Below are 15904 nucleotides of genomic sequence, written 5' to 3'. Positions count from 1 at the left end.
CAACGTATGCTCTTACTTATTAACACTTCTTATGCAAAAAGACCCCCATGGAACTAAGCTCCTTTGAATTTCTAAAACAACAGGATCTGCCTGCTGGAGCACTCTATATGGTCGCCACCCCCATCGGGAATATGGGTGATATCACTCTAAGAGCGCTGCATGTTCTCAACTCAGTGGATGGGATAGCTTGCGAAGACACCAGACATAGCGCGCCCCTATTGCAACACTTTGGTATTCATAAAAAGTGTCTGGCCCTCCATGAGCACAATGAAATAGCAGGGGCACAAACGGTTATTCAACATCTCGCCCAGGGCGAGCGTTGGGCGTACATCTCCGATGCGGGCACACCAGGCGTTTCTGATCCCGGCGCGAGACTGGTCAACGCCGTTCAAAATGCGGGCTTTCGCATCATCCCCATTCCCGGTGCAAGCGCAGTATCTTCCGCAATCTCCGCAAGTGGATCCGTAATGCTGCCATCGGAAGGGCGCTTTCAGTTTCTTGGCTTTTGGCCCAATAAGACAAAAGATCGAGATTTGCTAATTCAGGACATTCGCACTAATTCAAAAACTAGTATTTTTTTTGAATCGCCACATCAGATCAAAGAAACGCTAACGAGCTTAAATAAGCACCTTGAATCTGATCGACAAATCCTCGTTGGTAGGGAGCTGACAAAAAAATTCGAGCAGCTAGTGTCACTGCAAGCTTCAGAAATTCCAGGATGGCTAGAAACAGCGGAAAGTCTTAAGGGCGAATTTGTTGTTTTGGTTGCAGGGCGCCAAGCCAGCGCAGACGAGGCTCCAGAGCACGCTTCACTACTTCTTTGGGCAAATGCATTGGGCCCGTATCTTGGAAGCAAAGAAATCGCCGCGGTGCTTTCGCAAACCTTAGGTCTAAGCAAGAAAGAAGCTTATCAAGTTGCGCTAGATGCAAAAGCACAAACTGAGAAAAAATAAAAAGCCGGCATAGAGCCAGCTTTTTATTGGAGCAAAGAAGAATTACTTTTCAGTGGGCGCTTTAGGCTCTGCCAACTTACCGCCTGCGGAATTTGCTAAATACACAACCGCACGGCCAAGCTCGTAATCACTCACATCCGCTGGGCTAGAGCCGCCACGGGCAGGCATCGCGCCCTTGCCTTTGAGTACAGAGCTTAATAAGCCATCGTAGCCCTTGCCCAGGCGAGGTGCCCAAGCAGCCGCATCACCAAACTTCGGCGCACCAGCCGCACCAGTTGCATGGCATGAAGAACAAACTGTTTTATAGACCTGCTCACCCGTCTGCAATTGACGTGGAGCGCTAGCATCTTTGAAATTTAATTGGGCCACTGGCTTAATTAATTGCTCAGCAGAGGCAGAGGAATCTGCGCGTTTGCCATTATTAACAAATACCATTAGCAACAGAATAATGATCAAGGGCACAAAAAAGCTTGCGAACACCATGATGATCAATTGTTTGGGGGACTTAATTAGGTTTCCGTGCTCTTCGCTCATATGACTTTTATCGTTTGACGGGTTGTAGGGTTACTTTGCCGAGATTATAACGAGAGCGCAGGGGTTTAGGCACTTACAATAGCGAAGTTACCGTTTTTACTGCTGGCGCCCGTAGCTCAGTGGATAGAGTATTGGCCTCCGAAGCCAAGGGTCGCAGGTTCGATTCCTGCCGGGCGCGCCAAACTAGGGTGTTTTTTGACCTACATCATGCGTGAAATCGTGAAAAAGGCTATCATTTGCACCTAACTTATTGATTCTTAACATGTCAAATCACCTAAATTCATCCCTTACTGAGCCCTCTATGGCTAATCCTTTGGCTCCTGATCTGCCATTGCCACACCGAAAAATCATCCGTAGCTGGTTGATTCCCATGGCAAAAGGGGAAACAGCAAAAGCCATCATGCTTTTAGTAATTGATGCCGCCTTATGGCTGGGCTGTATTGCTGGAACTATTTTTGTTGAAAGTATCTTACTTAAGATCATCTTTGGCGTAATCGCGGGCTTTGTTACAGGTCGCATCTTTATTTTGGGCCATGACGCCTGCCATCAAAGCTTTACTCAGCACCGTGAGTTGAACAAAATATTAGGTCGCATCGCTTTTCTCCCATCCCTAACGCCTTATAGTCTATGGGATGTAGGTCATAACGTTGTTCATCACGGTCAAACCAACTTAAAGGGATTCGACTTTGTTTGGGCGCCTCTCTCAAAGGCAGAGTTCGATGCACTACCAGCCTGGCGCAAAGCGCTTGAGCGCCTTTACCGCAGTGGCTGGGGCCCTGTTTTCTACTACCTCATAGAGATCTGGTGGAGACGTGAGTATTTCCCAAATGCCAAAAATAAACCTGGCGACCGCCCAATCTTCCTCAAAGACAATCTATTGGTTACTGGTTTTGCCATCATCTGGATTGCGTGCTTGATTGCTGGCGCTATCGCTACAGGCCAATCTGTTTGGGCGGGACTTATTACAGGCTTTGCCATCCCATTCTTGTTCTGGAACGGCATGATCGGTTTTGTGGTCTACGTGCACCATACCCACCCATCAGTGTCTTGGTACGACAAGAAGTCTGAATGGTTGCGTGCCCAGCCATTTGTCTCCACAACCGTCCATTTGACCTTTAACGGGATTTGGGGTTCGTTAATGCACCACATCATGGAGCATACTGCCCATCACGTGGATATGAGCGTCCCTCTCTATCGACTGCAAGAGGCTCAAAATACCCTGGAAACCATCCTTCCAGAGCGTATTTTTGTACAAAAGTTCTCTTGGTCTTGGTATTTCGATACCGCCCGCAAGTGCAAGCTCTATGACTTTGAAAATAAGGCTTGGCTCGATTTCGATGGCAATAAGACAGCTGATTCAGTCAGAGTTGTTCTAAGTCCGGTCCCAGGCGCACAAAACGGGTAAAATAGACCCTCTGTACAAGATTTGGATTACCCGGATTGCCCATGACTACCTCGACTCCAGCTGCTACCCAAGATACATCCCAGAGCCTTAAATTTTGCTCTTCTTGCAGTCGCGAGAAGCGTCTGGAGGGTGGCACATGGATTCCGACAAGCAACCGCAAGCAGCGCTGGATTTGCGCGAGCTGTTTGTACAACCGCACACACCGCACTGGCTCAGCAAAAACCTAATTAAATAAAATTAGGTTTTTGCTTTTTATCCCCTAATCTCCTACGTAGGGATTTGTTTGGCGCTCTTTGCCAAATGTCGACATTGGGCCATGGCCTGGAACAAACTGCACATCATCGCCCAGCGGCCATAACTTAGTCTTAATGGCATTAATGAGGTCTGCATGATTGCCGCGAGGAAAATCGGTTCTGCCGATTGATCCCGCAAATAGCACGTCACCCACCAAAGCCAAACGATCTTCTTTATCAAAAAACACAACATGACCAGGTGTATGGCCTGGGCAATGTAGAACCTCTAAATCAACATTACCAACCTGCACGTGATCACCATCTTCTAACCAGCGCGTTGGTACAAAAGCTTTCGCATGGCCAAAACCAAAGCGCACTGTTTGCTCGGGCAACTGATCCAACCAAAACTGTTCGTCGATTTGGGGGCCCTCAATAGGTACGCCTAGCTGATCGGATAAATCTTTTGCTGCCGCACAGTGATCCAGGTGGCCATGCGTCAACAAAATCTTTTTTACTGTGCCCCCCATCTGCTTAACGCCATCAAGAATTTTGTCTATATCTCCGCCCGGATCGACGACAGCAGCATCTCCGGTCTCTTGGCAAACTAAGATCGAACAATTTTGCTCAAATGGTGTAACGGGAACAATTCCTAATTTGATTGGCATGAATATAAGGCCTTAAATAGTTAAGCCACTAGTTTATGGCAAAGAAGCTAGAATATGTCTCACTGGATAAGACATGAAAACACAAGACACCTTTAAATTAGCAGAAACACACGAGTGGGCAAGCGTAGAAGATGACGGCCTCATTTGGGTTGGAATTAGCAATCATGCTCAAGAAGCCTTAGGTGATGTCATGTTTTTTCAGGCGCCTAAAATCGGCCAGCAAGTGAAGCAAGGTGAGGCAATCGCCGTCATTGAATCAGTCAAAGCAGCTAGCGATATTCATGCGCCAATTAGTGGTGAAATTATTGAGCTCAATGATGAAATGGATGCCAGCCCTGAGATCGTGAATGAAAAGCCGTATGCAGTATGGCTTTTCAAAATTAAACCATCATCTGAAGCGACCCTAAATGCAGATTTAAATAATTTGATGAGTCTTGAAAAATACAGCTCGAGCGCCGGAGCTTAAATAGCGATTGGATCGCGCTCTATCAACCATCGAATGCGCGAGGTCTTACTAATTCGGCCTTGAGAATCTTGTCGTAAATCTTGATCAATCATTTCTAGTGTTTCTTGCAACACTTTTCGATTTGCAGACTCAATCACTAGCTGGGCGCGCTCTGAACCAGCAACACGCATCACTGGCTTGGGTACGGGGTCATACACCCTTAATTCTCGTGTCATCATGCCTCTATTCTTTAAGCGCCCTTTGAGTTCATTTAAAAACCGTATGGCCTTTTCTAAACTCTTCGCTTCCGCATGAATTAAAGCCTGATAAGAGTAAGGCGGCAATGCAGCCTCCTCTCTTTCGTTTGCTGTAAACGCTAAAAATCCATCAACATCATGACGCAAGAGATATTGAAATACGGGCGATTCCGGATATTGTGTTTCAATCATAATGGCGCCACTTTCTTCGCCATCCACACCCGATCTTCCAGCACGTCCCGCAACCTGTACCAACTGCGCAAATAATCTCTCTGCAGCCCTGAAGTCAGCGGAATAGAGTCGACTATCTGCATCTAGCACTGCAACCAAACCGATGTTTTGATAGTCATGCCCCTTGGCAATCATTTGAGTGCCCACCACAATATCAACATTACCTTCATGAATTTCCTGAAAGAGCGCCTCCGCTCCCTTACTCTTTCTGCTTGAATCCGTGTCGACTCTGAGCACTCTTGCTTGAGGCCACATTTTCTCTATGGCATCTTCCAGCTTTTGCGTACCATGACCCAGCGTTTTTAAATCGGCATTGCCACAATCTGGACAGTGGTTTGGGATAGGACTCACCAAGCCGCAATGATGACAACTTAATACGGCGCGCCTACCTAATGCGCCCGCCTTGTGCATTACCGTGTAAGTGGAACATTGCGTGCACTTTGATAGCCAGTTGCAAGCGTTGCAACTCAGTACTGGAGCATAGCCACGGCGATTAATCAAAATTAAGCTTTGTTTTTTTGCCTCGAGTGCTTTTGATATTGCGTTCGCTAAAGTTTTTGTAATTAAGCTTTTTTCCTTGGGCGCGCTAACATCACCATGACTAAATTGATTTTGTGGATCACGCGTATTAATCAAATGTACTCTGGGTAAGCTTGCACCTCGCGCTCGTTGATCAAGGCGTATGTACTCATAGCGACCAGCCTGTGCAGCCATCCAAGTCTCTAAAGATGGCGTTGCCGAGGAAAGCAAAATTGGAATTTTCCGATCATGTGCTCGCCATATGGCTAAATCTCTTGCAGAGTAACGCGTTCCCTCTTGTTGTTTGTATGAAGGATCGTGCTCTTCATCCACAACAATCGCACGTAAATTTGGCATGGGTGTTAATGCTGCCAAGCGCGTCCCCAAAATGATTTGCGCCTTTCCCGTCATCGCTTCTAACCAAGCGATCCCTCTTTTCTTTTCGCTGACGCCACTATGTAGCACCGCCATCGTTTTGTCTGGAAAGTAGGCGCGAACCCTTCGCTCTAGTTGCGGTGTCAAATTAATTTCCGGCACAAGTAATAACACTTGCGCTTTCTCATCTTTCAGGATGCTTGCTAGCCAGTTTAAAAAAACCGCAGTCTTTCCGCTTCCTGTTTGGCCCTGCAACAAAATTGCACGAAATGATTGTCCTGTGTTATTTAACAAATCTTGTAATGCTTGTTTTTGATTTGGATTTAGCTGCGCCTCGGTAATCAAACCCTCTGCCGCAATCTCTTTTTTTATTTTCTTTTTTTCTGCTAATTCTAGTTTTCTGGGGATCTTTTCCCATTCATCCGCTTTTTTCCACATCTGTGGAATGGCCGGCAAAATGGTTTCGCCCAATGAATGTACGTAATATTGACTCGCGAAATTCATCAGCGCCAGGAGAGCAGAATCCAACGGGGGCAATGGTGCAATCTGATTTACTGTTTTTAGTTTTTCTATATCAAATTCGGAGTGATCGCTAACTTTAATGACAACACCCACCGCTTTTGATCTTCCAAATGGCACATCTACCAGTTGCCCAATTTCTGGTAATTTGCCTAATTTTTGAGCATCCCATAGGTAATCAAAGCCTTGCGCTAGAGGCTTATCGAGGACCACCTGAACCACTATGGGCTTATCTATCATTTCCTAAAATTTCCAGCTTTGCTTGTGGATAAGTCTGTGGATATCATTCAAAGATTCGAAAATCTTTTGTTATTTTATAGGATAGTGATTAGAGGCTTAAATTGCTGAATTTGGTAAATATACATATAAATCAGTTATTTACAATGCTTATTAAAAGTGAATGTTCATATTTCTCATGAATCTCACTGTATTTATGTCTCTGCACGTATCTGTGCATAACTTTAGCTAAATTTTTAGCCAAAGTTAGCAATTACTTGGGATTATTGCTTGGCCCGAAGGGCTTTTGATGTGGAGATTACCGCCTCAGATAGGGCGGTGACGCTTTCCGGAGGCGTGAACTGATTAATCCCATGGCCGAGATTAAATATATGCCCATCCAGTGCATGCAGGCCTGGCTTAAGGGCTGGAGCACCAGCCAAATCCTCTAATACCAAACTTGCAGCAGCGGCTACCTGCTTTGGCTCTGAAAATAATATCAGCGGATCAAGATTTCCCTGGAGTGCTAAAGGCTTATTGATTTCTAACAGCTGTTTTCGTGCGCGTCCGAGCGACATTGTCCAATCTACCGCAATGACATCCGCGCCAACTTGAGCCATATCGTTTAGCCAAATTGCGCCGCCTTTAGTAAACATGATGACCGGAATTTTTCTGCCGTCATGCTCGCGCGGCAACAAAGAGATTACTTTTTGCATTGAGGCCAAAGACATTTTTTGATACCAACCATCTGGAAGCATGCCACCCCAAGTATCAAAAATCATCAGCGCTTGTGCGCCAGCCTTAACCTGTTCAGTTAAGTATGCAGCTACCGACTGGGCGTTGATATCCAAAATATGTTGCAACAAATCGGGGCGACTAAACATCATGGTTTTGGCATGACGAAAATCGTCTGAACTGGAGCCATCAATCATGTAGCACGCCAATGTCCATGGACTACCGGAAAAACCAATCAATGGAACGCGCTGCTTGCCGTCCTGAATTAACGCTTTACGAATTTCAGAAACGGCATCAAATACATATTTGAGCTCATTCATGTCAGCTGCGCGCAATTTCTTCACCGCCTCTTCATTGCGAAGAGGGTGATCAAAACTTGGGCCTTCGCCGGCAGTAAATTTCAAACCCAATCCCATTGCATCTGGAATGGTCAAAATATCAGAAAATAAAATTGCAGCGTCTAGAGGATAGCGATCCAATGGCTGGAGAGTTACTTCCGTTGCATATGCTGGATTTTTCGCAAGGCCAAGAAAGCTTCCAGCTCTTGCGCGAGTAGCGTTGTACTCTGGTAGATATCGACCGGCCTGGCGCATGAGCCAAAGCGGTGTTTGATCAACCGCTTCGCCCAAGCAGGCTTTTAAAAACCGGTCATTTAACAACAAGGAGATGACCGGCTTTTACTTTTTACGACGGAAACGTGCAATTGCTGCCAACTGAGCCGCTGCCATTGCAAACTCGGATTGAGCCAAGGCCAAATCAAAGTCTGTGCCACGATTCTGCATTGCTTCTTCAGCACGCTTCTTGGCTTCAGTTGCTTTAGCTTCATCCAAGTCATGCCCGCGAATAGCAGTATCTGCCAGCACGGTTACATGATCAGGCTGCACTTCTAAATAGCCACCCGCCACGAATACAAACTCTTCATCACCATCAGCTTTTTCAATACGAACTGAGCCCGGACGAATACGTGTAATCAAAGGAGTGTGGCCGCGCAAAATACCGAGCTCACCACTTTCACCAGGAAGCGCTACAAACTTGGCTTCACCGCTGAAAATAGATTGCTCAGCACTTACTACATCGACGCGTATGGTTGACATAATTTCCCTAGATGAGTTCGATTAAAGCTTCTTAGCTTTCTCGATGGCTTCATCAATTGAACCCACCATGTAGAACGCTTGCTCAGGCAAGTGATCCAATTCGCCGCTGCAAATCATTTTGAAACCACGAATAGTTTCTTTCAATGGCACGTATTTGCCTGGTGAACCAGTAAACACTTCCGCAACGTGGAAAGGTTGGGACAAGAAACGCTGAATCTTACGTGCGCGTGATACAGCCAATTTGTCTTCTGGTGACAACTCGTCCATACCCAAAATTGCAATAATGTCGCGCAATTCTTTGTAACGTTGCAATGTCATCTGTACATCACGAGCTACTTCATAGTGCTCTTGACCAACCACTTGTGGGTCGAGCTGACGGCTTGTTGAATCCAATGGATCAACCGCTGGGTAGATACCCAAAGCAGCGATGTCACGTGACAACACCACGGTGGAGTCTAAGTGCAAGAAGGTTGTTGCTGGTGATGGATCTGTCAAGTCATCCGCAGGAACGTAAACGGCCTGAATAGATGTAACAGAGCCAGTCTTAGTTGAGGTAATACGCTCTTGCAACTTACCCATTTCTTCAGCCAATGTAGGTTGGTAACCCACAGCTGAAGGCATACGACCGAGCAATGCAGAAACTTCAGTACCAGCTAGTGTGTAGCGATAAATATTGTCAACGAAGAACAAAATGTCACGACCTTCGTCACGGAACGCTTCAGCCATTGTCAAACCTGTCAACGCAACGCGCAAACGGTTGCCAGGAGGTTCGTTCATTTGACCAAACACCATCGCCACTTTGTCGATAACGTTAGATTCTTTCATCTCGTGATAGAAGTCATTACCTTCACGAGTACGCTCACCAACACCGGCAAACACAGACAAACCTGAGTGTTGCTTAGCGATGTTGTTAATCAATTCCATCATGTTCACGGTCTTACCAACACCCGCACCACCGAACAAGCCAACCTTACCGCCTTTAGCAAACGGGCAAACTAAGTCGATCACCTTAATACCGGTCTCGAGCAAGTCAACAGAAGGTGAGAGCTCATCAAACTTCGGCGCTGGTTGGTGAATAGCGCGACGCTCTTCAGTAGCAATAGGGCCTGCATCATCAATTGGGCGACCCAAAACGTCCATAATGCGACCGAGTGTAGCTGGGCCAACTGGTACAGAAATTGGCTTGCCAGTGGAAGCAACTTCCATGCCGCGACGCAATCCATCGCTTGCACCCATCGCAATTGCGCGAACTACGCCATCGCCGATCTGTTGCTGAACTTCGAAGGTTAAACCCTTTTCAGCAAATGATTTTTCGCCGCTTTCAACTAATGTCAACGCATCATAAATGTTTGGCATTTTGTCGCGTGGGAACTGAATGTCCACCACTGGACCGATACATTGCACGATATTTCCGTTACTCATCGCATTTCTCCGCTTTTAATTCCTGAATTCTTTCGTATTCTTAAACGCTGACCGCTTAAACCGCAGCCGCTCCGCCAACAATCTCTGACAACTCTTTAGTAATAGCAGCCTGTCGTGTTTTGTTGTAATCCAATTGCAATTCGCCAATGACATTCTTCGCATTATCTGAAGCGGCCTTCATTGAGACCATGCGAGCAGATTGTTCTGAAGCCATGTTTTCAGCAACAGCTTGATAAATCATTGCTTCTACGTAGCGCTTTAATAGTCCATTCAAAATGGACTCTGCATCAGGCTCGTAAATGTAATCCCAAGAATTTCCTACTTTTTCTTCTGGAGTTAAAGCTGCTGGCTCCAAAGGCAAGAGCTTTTCTAATACTGGCTCTTGCTTCATTGCGTTAACAAAGCGGGTATATGCCAAATAAACAGCATCAATCTCGCCGCGCTCAAACGCTTCTAATTGGGCGGTGATCGCGCCAATCAAAACATCCATATGTGGCGTATCGCCAATTTGGATTGTTTGAGAAATCAACTTTGCTTTTGAGCGATTTAAAAACTGAAGGCCTTTTGAACCGATGGCAGTGTATTCAATGCCAATATTCGTTGCCTCCATGTCGCGCACTTGGTTTGCAATCAGACGCAATACGTTGGTGTTCAAGCCGCCGCATAAGCCCTTGTCTGTTGTAACCAAAATCGTGCCAATTTTCTTGACTTCGCGAGTTGCCATGTAAGCAGGGCGGAACTCAGGATTTGCTTTAGAAAGATTAGCAACAATCTCACGAATTTTTTCAGCGTATGGACGCGCATTACGCATGCGCTCCTGGGCGCGACGCATCTTGGATGCGGCGACCATTTCCATTGCCTTCGTGATCTTGCGCGTGTTTTGCACGCTCTTGATCTTTGATCGTATCTCTTTTGTGCTTGCCATGATTTATGCGAGCCCTCTTAGAAAGAGGCTGAACGCTTGTAATCCTCAATTGCAGCACGCAAAGCAGCTTCGTCATCTTTGCTCAAGTCTTTGGTTTCTTCAATACGCGCCACTAAATCAGCGTACTTAGATTTCAAATGATCTTGCAAACCTTTTTCGAATGCCAATACGTTCTTCACTTCGAGGTCATCAAAGTAACCATTGTTAACTGCGAACAATGACGCAGCCATTTCCCAAACTTGCAATGGCTTGTACTGCGCTTGCTTACACAATTCAGTAACGCGACGACCACGCTCTAATTGCTTGCGGGTTGCTTCGTCCAGGTCAGAAGCGAACTGGGCAAACGCTGCCAATTCTCGATACTGTGCCAAGTCGGTACGAATACCGCCAGACAATTTCTTAATGACTTTAGTTTGTGCAGCACCACCAACACGTGAAACAGAAATACCAGCGTTAATCGCAGGACGTACACCCGCGTTAAACAAGTCAGTTTCCAAGAAGATCTGACCGTCTGTAATCGAAATCACATTGGTTGGAACGAATGCAGAAACGTCACCCGCTTGAGTTTCAATAATTGGCAATGCAGTTAAAGAACCTGTCTTACCTTTTACAGAACCATTTGTAAATTTCTCAACATACTCAGCATTTACACGAGCAGCACGCTCAAGCAAACGTGAGTGGAGATAGAACACATCGCCAGGGTAAGCTTCGCGACCTGGTGGGCGACGCAATAGCAAAGAAATCTGACGGTATGCAACCGCTTGTTTTGTTAAATCGTCATAAACGATCAAGGCATCTTCACCGCGATCGCGGAAGTATTCGCCCATTGTGCAACCAGCATACGCTGAGAGGTACTGCATCGCTGCAGACTCAGAAGCACTTGCTGCAACAACAACGGTATATTCCATTGCGCCTAGCTCTGTGAGCTTGCGAACAACGTTAGCAATGGTGGAAGCTTTTTGACCAATCGCAACGTAAACGCAATATACGCCTTTACCTTTTTGGTTAATGATCGCGTCAACCGCAACCGCTGTCTTACCAGTTTGACGGTCGCCAATGATCAACTCGCGCTGACCGCGGCCGATTGGAACCATCGCATCAATCGCCTTCAAACCAGTTTGAACTGGCTGGCTAACAGATTGACGAGCGATAACGCCTGGGGCAACTTTTTCAATAAAGTCAGTCAACTTAGTATTGATCGGACCTTTTCCGTCAATAGGCTGACCGAGTGCGTTTACTACGCGACCGAGCAACTCTGGACCAACTGGAACTTCCAAAATGCGGCCAGTACATTTCACTGGATCGCCTTCTTTAATGTGGGTGTATTCACCCAACACCACAGCACCAACTGAATCACGCTCAAGGTTCAACGCGAGGCCGATTGTGTTGTTTGGGAATTCCAACATTTCGCCCTGCATCACACCAGACAAGCCATGTACGCGGCAAATACCGTCGGTCACTGAAATTACAGTGCCTTCGTTGCGAAGTTGGGAGTCGACACCCATTTCGCTAATTCGGCTTTTGATCAGCTCGCTGATCTCGGAAGGATTGAGTTGCATTACTTACTCCTGGGTCTTATTTCGTATGTTCTTAATAGGGATAACTTATGCGCCAAGACTTGCTTGCATTTGAGCTAACTGTGCCTTAACTGAACTATCCAACACTTCATCTCCAACCTGAATGCGAACTCCGCCAATCAGTGTTGGATCCACTTGGATAGTTGGGCGCAATTCTTTACCCCCAAAGCGCTTCTTCAAACTTGACAACAAATCATTTAGCGCAGAACCCTCTAATGGGAATGCGCTAGTAATCATTACTTCTGCTGCACCTTCGCTCTTATTCTTCATCGCCTCAAATTGACGCGCAATTTCAGGGACTGCAGCTAAGCGGTGGTTTTGATTTACAAGACTCAAAAAGCTCGAGATTTTGCCGTCCAGCTTTGTCTTCACCATGCCGGAAAGCAATTTACTTAAATCATCTGCGGATACTTTTGGATTGTTTGATAGAACGGCAACTTCCGGCAATTCTGCCAATTGCGCCAATTCATTTAACTGCTCTAAACAACCAGCAAGCTCAGCAGGCTTGGCGCTTTGAAAAAGCGCTTCAGCATAAGGGCGTGCAATCGTGGCTAATTCAGCCATATCAAAGTTCTGCCTTTAGTTGATCAAGCAATGCGCCGTGAGCTTTTGCATCAACTTCGCGACGCAAAATTTGCTCGGCACCTTTAACAGCTAACAAAGCCACTTCGGCGCGCAACACTTCACGGGCGCGAGTCACTTGTTGATCTGCATCTTGCTTAGCTTGAGAAATGATGCGAGCAGCTTCAGCTTGTGCATTGACGCGAATTTCTTCAGCGGACATTTGCGCACGTTTTTCTGCTTCTGCAACACGCTGCACACCTTCTTGGCGTGCTTTAGTTAATTCTTGCTCTGCTTCATTGCTTGCCAATGCGAGTGCTTCTTTACCACGCTCGGCGGCAGCTAAGCCATCGGCAATTTTGCTTGAACGCTCATCTAGCGCCTTAACTAGCGGTGGCCACACAAAGCGTGCAACAACCCACCATAAGACGAAGAAAACGATCATTTGCGCGAATAGGGTCGCGTTCAGATTCACGATATTCCTTTCAGTATTGTTGAGAACGGTTGGATGACCCGGTGGTCATCCACGCCAAAACAATTACTTAATAACTGCGAGCAGTGGGTTTGCGAAAGCAAACAACATTGCCACACCAACGCCGATCAAGAACGCAGCATCGATCAAACCAGCCAAAAGGAACATCTTAGTTTGGAGTGGCTCCATCAATTCTGGTTGACGTGCACAAGCTTCGATGTACTTACCGCCCATCAATGCAATACCTAAACAAGCACCAATCGCGCCGAGGCCGATGATGATACCGATAGCGATTGCTGTGAAACCTTGAATGTTTGCGAGAAATTGTTGCATGTTGCTGACTCCTGAAGTTAAAGAGATAAGTTAAAAATAAAAAATCTTAGTGATGGCTATGCGCTTGCCCGATGTAGACCAAAGTCAACATCATGAAAATAAAGGCTTGCAACAAGATAACCAAAATGTGGAAGATGGCCCAGGCTGATCCAGCAATAACATGGCCCACCAATCCGAACAGGGATAAATCTAAATTAAATGTCCACACACTACCTAGCAATGCGATCAACAAGAAAACCAACTCGCCGGCATACATATTGCCAAACAGTCGCATTCCCAAAGAAACGCCTTTTGCAAGATATTCGATGATGTTCAAAGCGAGGTTAAATGGCGCTAAATACCACTTAGCACCAAAGGGTGCGGAAACGAGCTCATGTAAAAAGCCGCCAAAACCCTTAACTTTGAAGCTATAGAAGAAAACCAGGACCAAGACAGACATGGACATGCCCATAGTGGCATTGAGGTCAGTTGTTGGCACTAGTCTGTGATGCGGAACATGAACGCCGAAGCTTTCAATAAAGTGGTTTACACCCAAAACCCAATCCACCGGGATTAAGTCAAGCGTATTGAGGAGGATGATCCAAAAGAATACGAACAATGCGAGCGGCGCAATAAAAGTGCGATTGCCGTGAACAATGCTCTTAGCTTGCGTATCAACCATTTCCACAATCATTTCTACAAAACACTGGAAACGGCCGGGAACGCCTGGAGTTGCGCGACGTGCTGCGATCAACAAAACAAACACTGACAAGAGCCCCATGAGGGACGCCCAGAAAATAGTATCTAAATTGATGATGCTGAAATCAATAATGGACGACTGTGGTCCACCTGTATTAGTGAGGTTTTGTAAGTGCTCAGAAATGTACGCTGTTGGCGTCATTTGCTCGGCTGCCGCGTGGGCTTGGTTTACTTCGCTAGACATCTCTTAACTAGTCCTTTGGTTCAATCTCATTTATTACTTTTAGCGCCAAAACCACGCTAGCCACACACACTTCAGGGTGAGCACATAAGTCACCAACAATGGGACCCAAAGCACACCCGGGATCAAATAAGCAACCCCCAAAAACAGCATTAAGGTCACGGCAATTTTGATAAATTCACCCGAAACCAATGCTGCCAAAAAATTCCCTGGATTCAATATTTGCGATTTTTTTGCTAATTCCAGCCTTATTAAAAACAAGGCTGACGGCAAGACGCTAATTAAACCACCTAAAAAGGCCGACTGAGTATAAACGCTTACCCCTTCCGGCTCCCCAAAATATGACCAAATCACCATACTAAGCACGGTAACAAGCAATTGTGCGGCCAAAATTTTCCAAGGCGACAGTGGGGGGTGTTTAACGGCGTTGCTAGCTTGCAGCGCTGCCATTTCCGCCTTACTGAAAACCCGATACACCTCTTCTTCGGGATCATCCCACTCATTTACCTCGGAAAATCGATTTTTTTGAGGAATCAATTTAGCCCCGTGAGTTTAATGTGTGCACTGCAATAGGTCAAATGTTTTAGGGTCATTTCCAAAGACTTTTAAGCCTCGACGCCTAGCTTTTTTAACAAAGAATCCAGCTCGTCGAATTGGCTAAAGCGAATTCTCAACTCGCCACCCCTTCCCTTGAACTTAAATTCTGCGTTTAAACCGATTAAATCAGCAATTTCTTGGGTTAAACGACGCATATCCGGGTCTCGACTTGGGGCACCGCCATCAGTCTTGGTTTTCGCTTTTTTGTCCCCAATCTGACCGCCGGCGAGCGCTAGAGCAGCAGACATTCTTTCGGCCTCTCGCACAGAGAGGCCTTGGGCTGCAATTCTTTGCGCCAAGGCAACCTGGCTGGCCCCAGGAAGCGAAAGCAATGCGCGCGCATGACCCATGTCAATTTCACCCGCCAAGAGCATTGCCTGCACCGGTTTTGCCAGCTGACTTAAGCGCAACAAATTGGTAATAGCGCTACGCGATTTGCCCACCGCTTTTGCAGCTTGTTCATGTGTAAAGCCGAACTCTTCAATCAACCTTGCAAGGCCCTGAGATTCTTCCAGCGGATTTAAATCTTCGCGCTGCATATTTTCAACCAAGGCCATTGCTGCGGCAGCCTGATCATCTGCGCCCGATACTAAAACTGGCACCTCTTTTAAGCCCGCTAAAGTTGCCGCACGAAAGCGTCGCTCACCAGCAATAATTTCATATTTACCCGGAGCAACTAGACGCACCAACAACGGTTGCATTACCCCTTGCTCACGAATGCTTTCTGCTAACTCCTGCAGTGCACTCACTTCCATCTTTTGGCGTGGCTGATACTTTCCTGCCTGCAATGCTGTAAGTGGCAGACGATTGATCTCGACTGAATTTTCTTTTTGCGCCTTATCACCAAGCAACGCCTCGAGTCCACGACCCAAACCTTTTTTCTTTATTGCAACCATAATTTTTTATTATTCCCGAGA

The 15904-nt window shown here is 46.4% G+C and carries 18 protein-coding genes and 1 tRNA gene; 5 read left to right on the top strand and 14 right to left on the bottom strand.

The genetic code is table 11. From position 1 onward, the window contains the following. Positions 1 to 47 precede the first annotated feature (47 nt). Positions 48 to 953 carry a 16S rRNA (cytidine(1402)-2'-O)-methyltransferase gene (gene rsmI / locus FD960_RS00160; protein ID WP_215299189.1) on the top strand — a complete coding sequence of 302 codons (906 nt, stop codon included), beginning with the start codon at positions 48 to 50 and terminating at the stop codon, positions 951 to 953. A gap of 42 nt (positions 954 to 995) precedes the next feature. Here the strand turns inward: rsmI and FD960_RS00155 are convergent, their stop codons facing one another. After that, entirely contained in the window at positions 996 to 1487 is a 492-nt protein-coding gene (locus FD960_RS00155; protein ID WP_215299188.1) for a cytochrome c5 family protein, read from the bottom strand. Positions 1488 to 1592: 105 nt separating this feature from the next. Between FD960_RS00155 and FD960_RS00150 the strand changes: the two genes are divergently transcribed. The 3 genes from FD960_RS00150 (at position 1593) to FD960_RS00140 (ending at position 3119) form a co-directional block, all read left to right on the top strand. Continuing rightward, a tRNA-Arg gene (locus FD960_RS00150) sits at positions 1593 to 1668 on the top strand. An 81-nt stretch (positions 1669 to 1749) separates the two neighbouring features. Beyond that, on the top strand, positions 1750 to 2892 hold the full coding sequence (locus FD960_RS00145; protein ID WP_371817432.1) for a fatty acid desaturase: 1143 nt from the start codon (positions 1750 to 1752) through the stop codon (positions 2890 to 2892). A gap of 41 nt (positions 2893 to 2933) precedes the next feature. Continuing rightward, on the top strand, positions 2934 to 3119 hold the full coding sequence (locus FD960_RS00140) for a hypothetical protein (RefSeq protein WP_129560400.1): 186 nt from the start codon (positions 2934 to 2936) through the stop codon (positions 3117 to 3119). Between the two features lie 32 nt (positions 3120 to 3151). Here FD960_RS00140 and FD960_RS00135 read toward each other — a convergent pair whose 3' ends face one another. Beyond that, positions 3152 to 3784, bottom strand: coding sequence for an MBL fold metallo-hydrolase (locus tag FD960_RS00135; RefSeq protein ID WP_215300491.1), 633 nt, complete (start codon positions 3782 to 3784; stop codon positions 3152 to 3154). Between the two features lie 79 nt (positions 3785 to 3863). On the opposite strand from FD960_RS00135, the gene gcvH reads away from it, so the two are divergent. Then, positions 3864 to 4256: a glycine cleavage system protein GcvH gene (gcvH, locus tag FD960_RS00130; RefSeq protein ID WP_215299187.1), complete on the top strand. Its 393-nt coding sequence runs from the start codon at positions 3864 to 3866 to the stop codon at positions 4254 to 4256. Here the strand turns inward: gcvH and priA are convergent. From priA to FD960_RS00070, 12 genes are all read right to left on the bottom strand, one after another. Beyond that, positions 4253 to 6376 (bottom strand): primosomal protein N', encoded by a 2124-nt coding sequence (priA, locus tag FD960_RS00125; RefSeq protein ID WP_251369797.1) that lies wholly within the window; start codon positions 6374 to 6376, stop codon positions 4253 to 4255. The two genes, gcvH and priA, sit on opposite strands and share 4 nt — an antisense overlap. A 260-nt stretch (positions 6377 to 6636) precedes the next feature. Next, positions 6637 to 7755, bottom strand: coding sequence for a uroporphyrinogen decarboxylase (gene hemE / locus FD960_RS00120; protein ID WP_215300487.1), 1119 nt, complete (start codon positions 7753 to 7755; stop codon positions 6637 to 6639). Between the two features lie 9 nt (positions 7756 to 7764). Beyond that, positions 7765 to 8181 (bottom strand): F0F1 ATP synthase subunit epsilon, encoded by a 417-nt coding sequence (locus tag FD960_RS00115; RefSeq protein ID WP_215299186.1) that lies wholly within the window; start codon positions 8179 to 8181, stop codon positions 7765 to 7767. A 21-nt stretch (positions 8182 to 8202) separates the two neighbouring features. Continuing rightward, the gene (gene atpD, locus FD960_RS00110; RefSeq protein ID WP_062306980.1) at positions 8203 to 9603 is read right to left on the bottom strand and encodes a F0F1 ATP synthase subunit beta; all 1401 of its coding nucleotides are present in this window, start codon (positions 9601 to 9603) and stop codon (positions 8203 to 8205) included. A gap of 55 nt (positions 9604 to 9658) precedes the next feature. Then, positions 9659 to 10528 (bottom strand): F0F1 ATP synthase subunit gamma, encoded by an 870-nt coding sequence (atpG, locus tag FD960_RS00105; RefSeq protein ID WP_215299185.1) that lies wholly within the window; start codon positions 10526 to 10528, stop codon positions 9659 to 9661. Positions 10529 to 10545: 17 nt separating this feature from the next. Beyond that, complete coding sequence (gene atpA, locus FD960_RS00100; protein ID WP_215299184.1) at positions 10546 to 12087, bottom strand: F0F1 ATP synthase subunit alpha; 1542 nt, start codon at positions 12085 to 12087, stop codon at positions 10546 to 10548. A 45-nt stretch (positions 12088 to 12132) separates the two neighbouring features. Continuing rightward, complete coding sequence (locus FD960_RS00095; RefSeq protein ID WP_215299183.1) at positions 12133 to 12669, bottom strand: F0F1 ATP synthase subunit delta; 537 nt, start codon at positions 12667 to 12669, stop codon at positions 12133 to 12135. 1 nt (position 12670) lies between these two features. Then, positions 12671 to 13141 (bottom strand): F0F1 ATP synthase subunit B, encoded by a 471-nt coding sequence (locus FD960_RS00090; protein ID WP_215299182.1) that lies wholly within the window; start codon positions 13139 to 13141, stop codon positions 12671 to 12673. Between the two features lie 63 nt (positions 13142 to 13204). After that, on the bottom strand, positions 13205 to 13471 hold the full coding sequence (gene atpE / locus FD960_RS00085) for a F0F1 ATP synthase subunit C (protein WP_012357116.1): 267 nt from the start codon (positions 13469 to 13471) through the stop codon (positions 13205 to 13207). 46 nt (positions 13472 to 13517) lie between these two features. Beyond that, the gene (atpB, locus tag FD960_RS00080) at positions 13518 to 14393 is read right to left on the bottom strand and encodes a F0F1 ATP synthase subunit A (RefSeq protein WP_215299181.1); all 876 of its coding nucleotides are present in this window, start codon (positions 14391 to 14393) and stop codon (positions 13518 to 13520) included. A 39-nt stretch (positions 14394 to 14432) separates the two neighbouring features. Beyond that, positions 14433 to 14927, bottom strand: coding sequence for an ATP synthase subunit I (locus FD960_RS00075; protein WP_215299180.1), 495 nt, complete (start codon positions 14925 to 14927; stop codon positions 14433 to 14435). A gap of 68 nt (positions 14928 to 14995) precedes the next feature. Beyond that, positions 14996 to 15883, bottom strand: coding sequence for a ParB/RepB/Spo0J family partition protein (locus tag FD960_RS00070; protein ID WP_215299179.1), 888 nt, complete (start codon positions 15881 to 15883; stop codon positions 14996 to 14998). Between the last annotated feature and the right edge of the window lie 21 nt (positions 15884 to 15904).

The organism is Polynucleobacter sp. AP-Nino-20-G2 (assembly GCF_018688235.1).
Taxonomy (GTDB): Bacteria; Pseudomonadota; Gammaproteobacteria; order Burkholderiales; family Burkholderiaceae; genus Polynucleobacter.
This window is presented reverse-complemented; position numbering and strand designations above follow the sequence as displayed.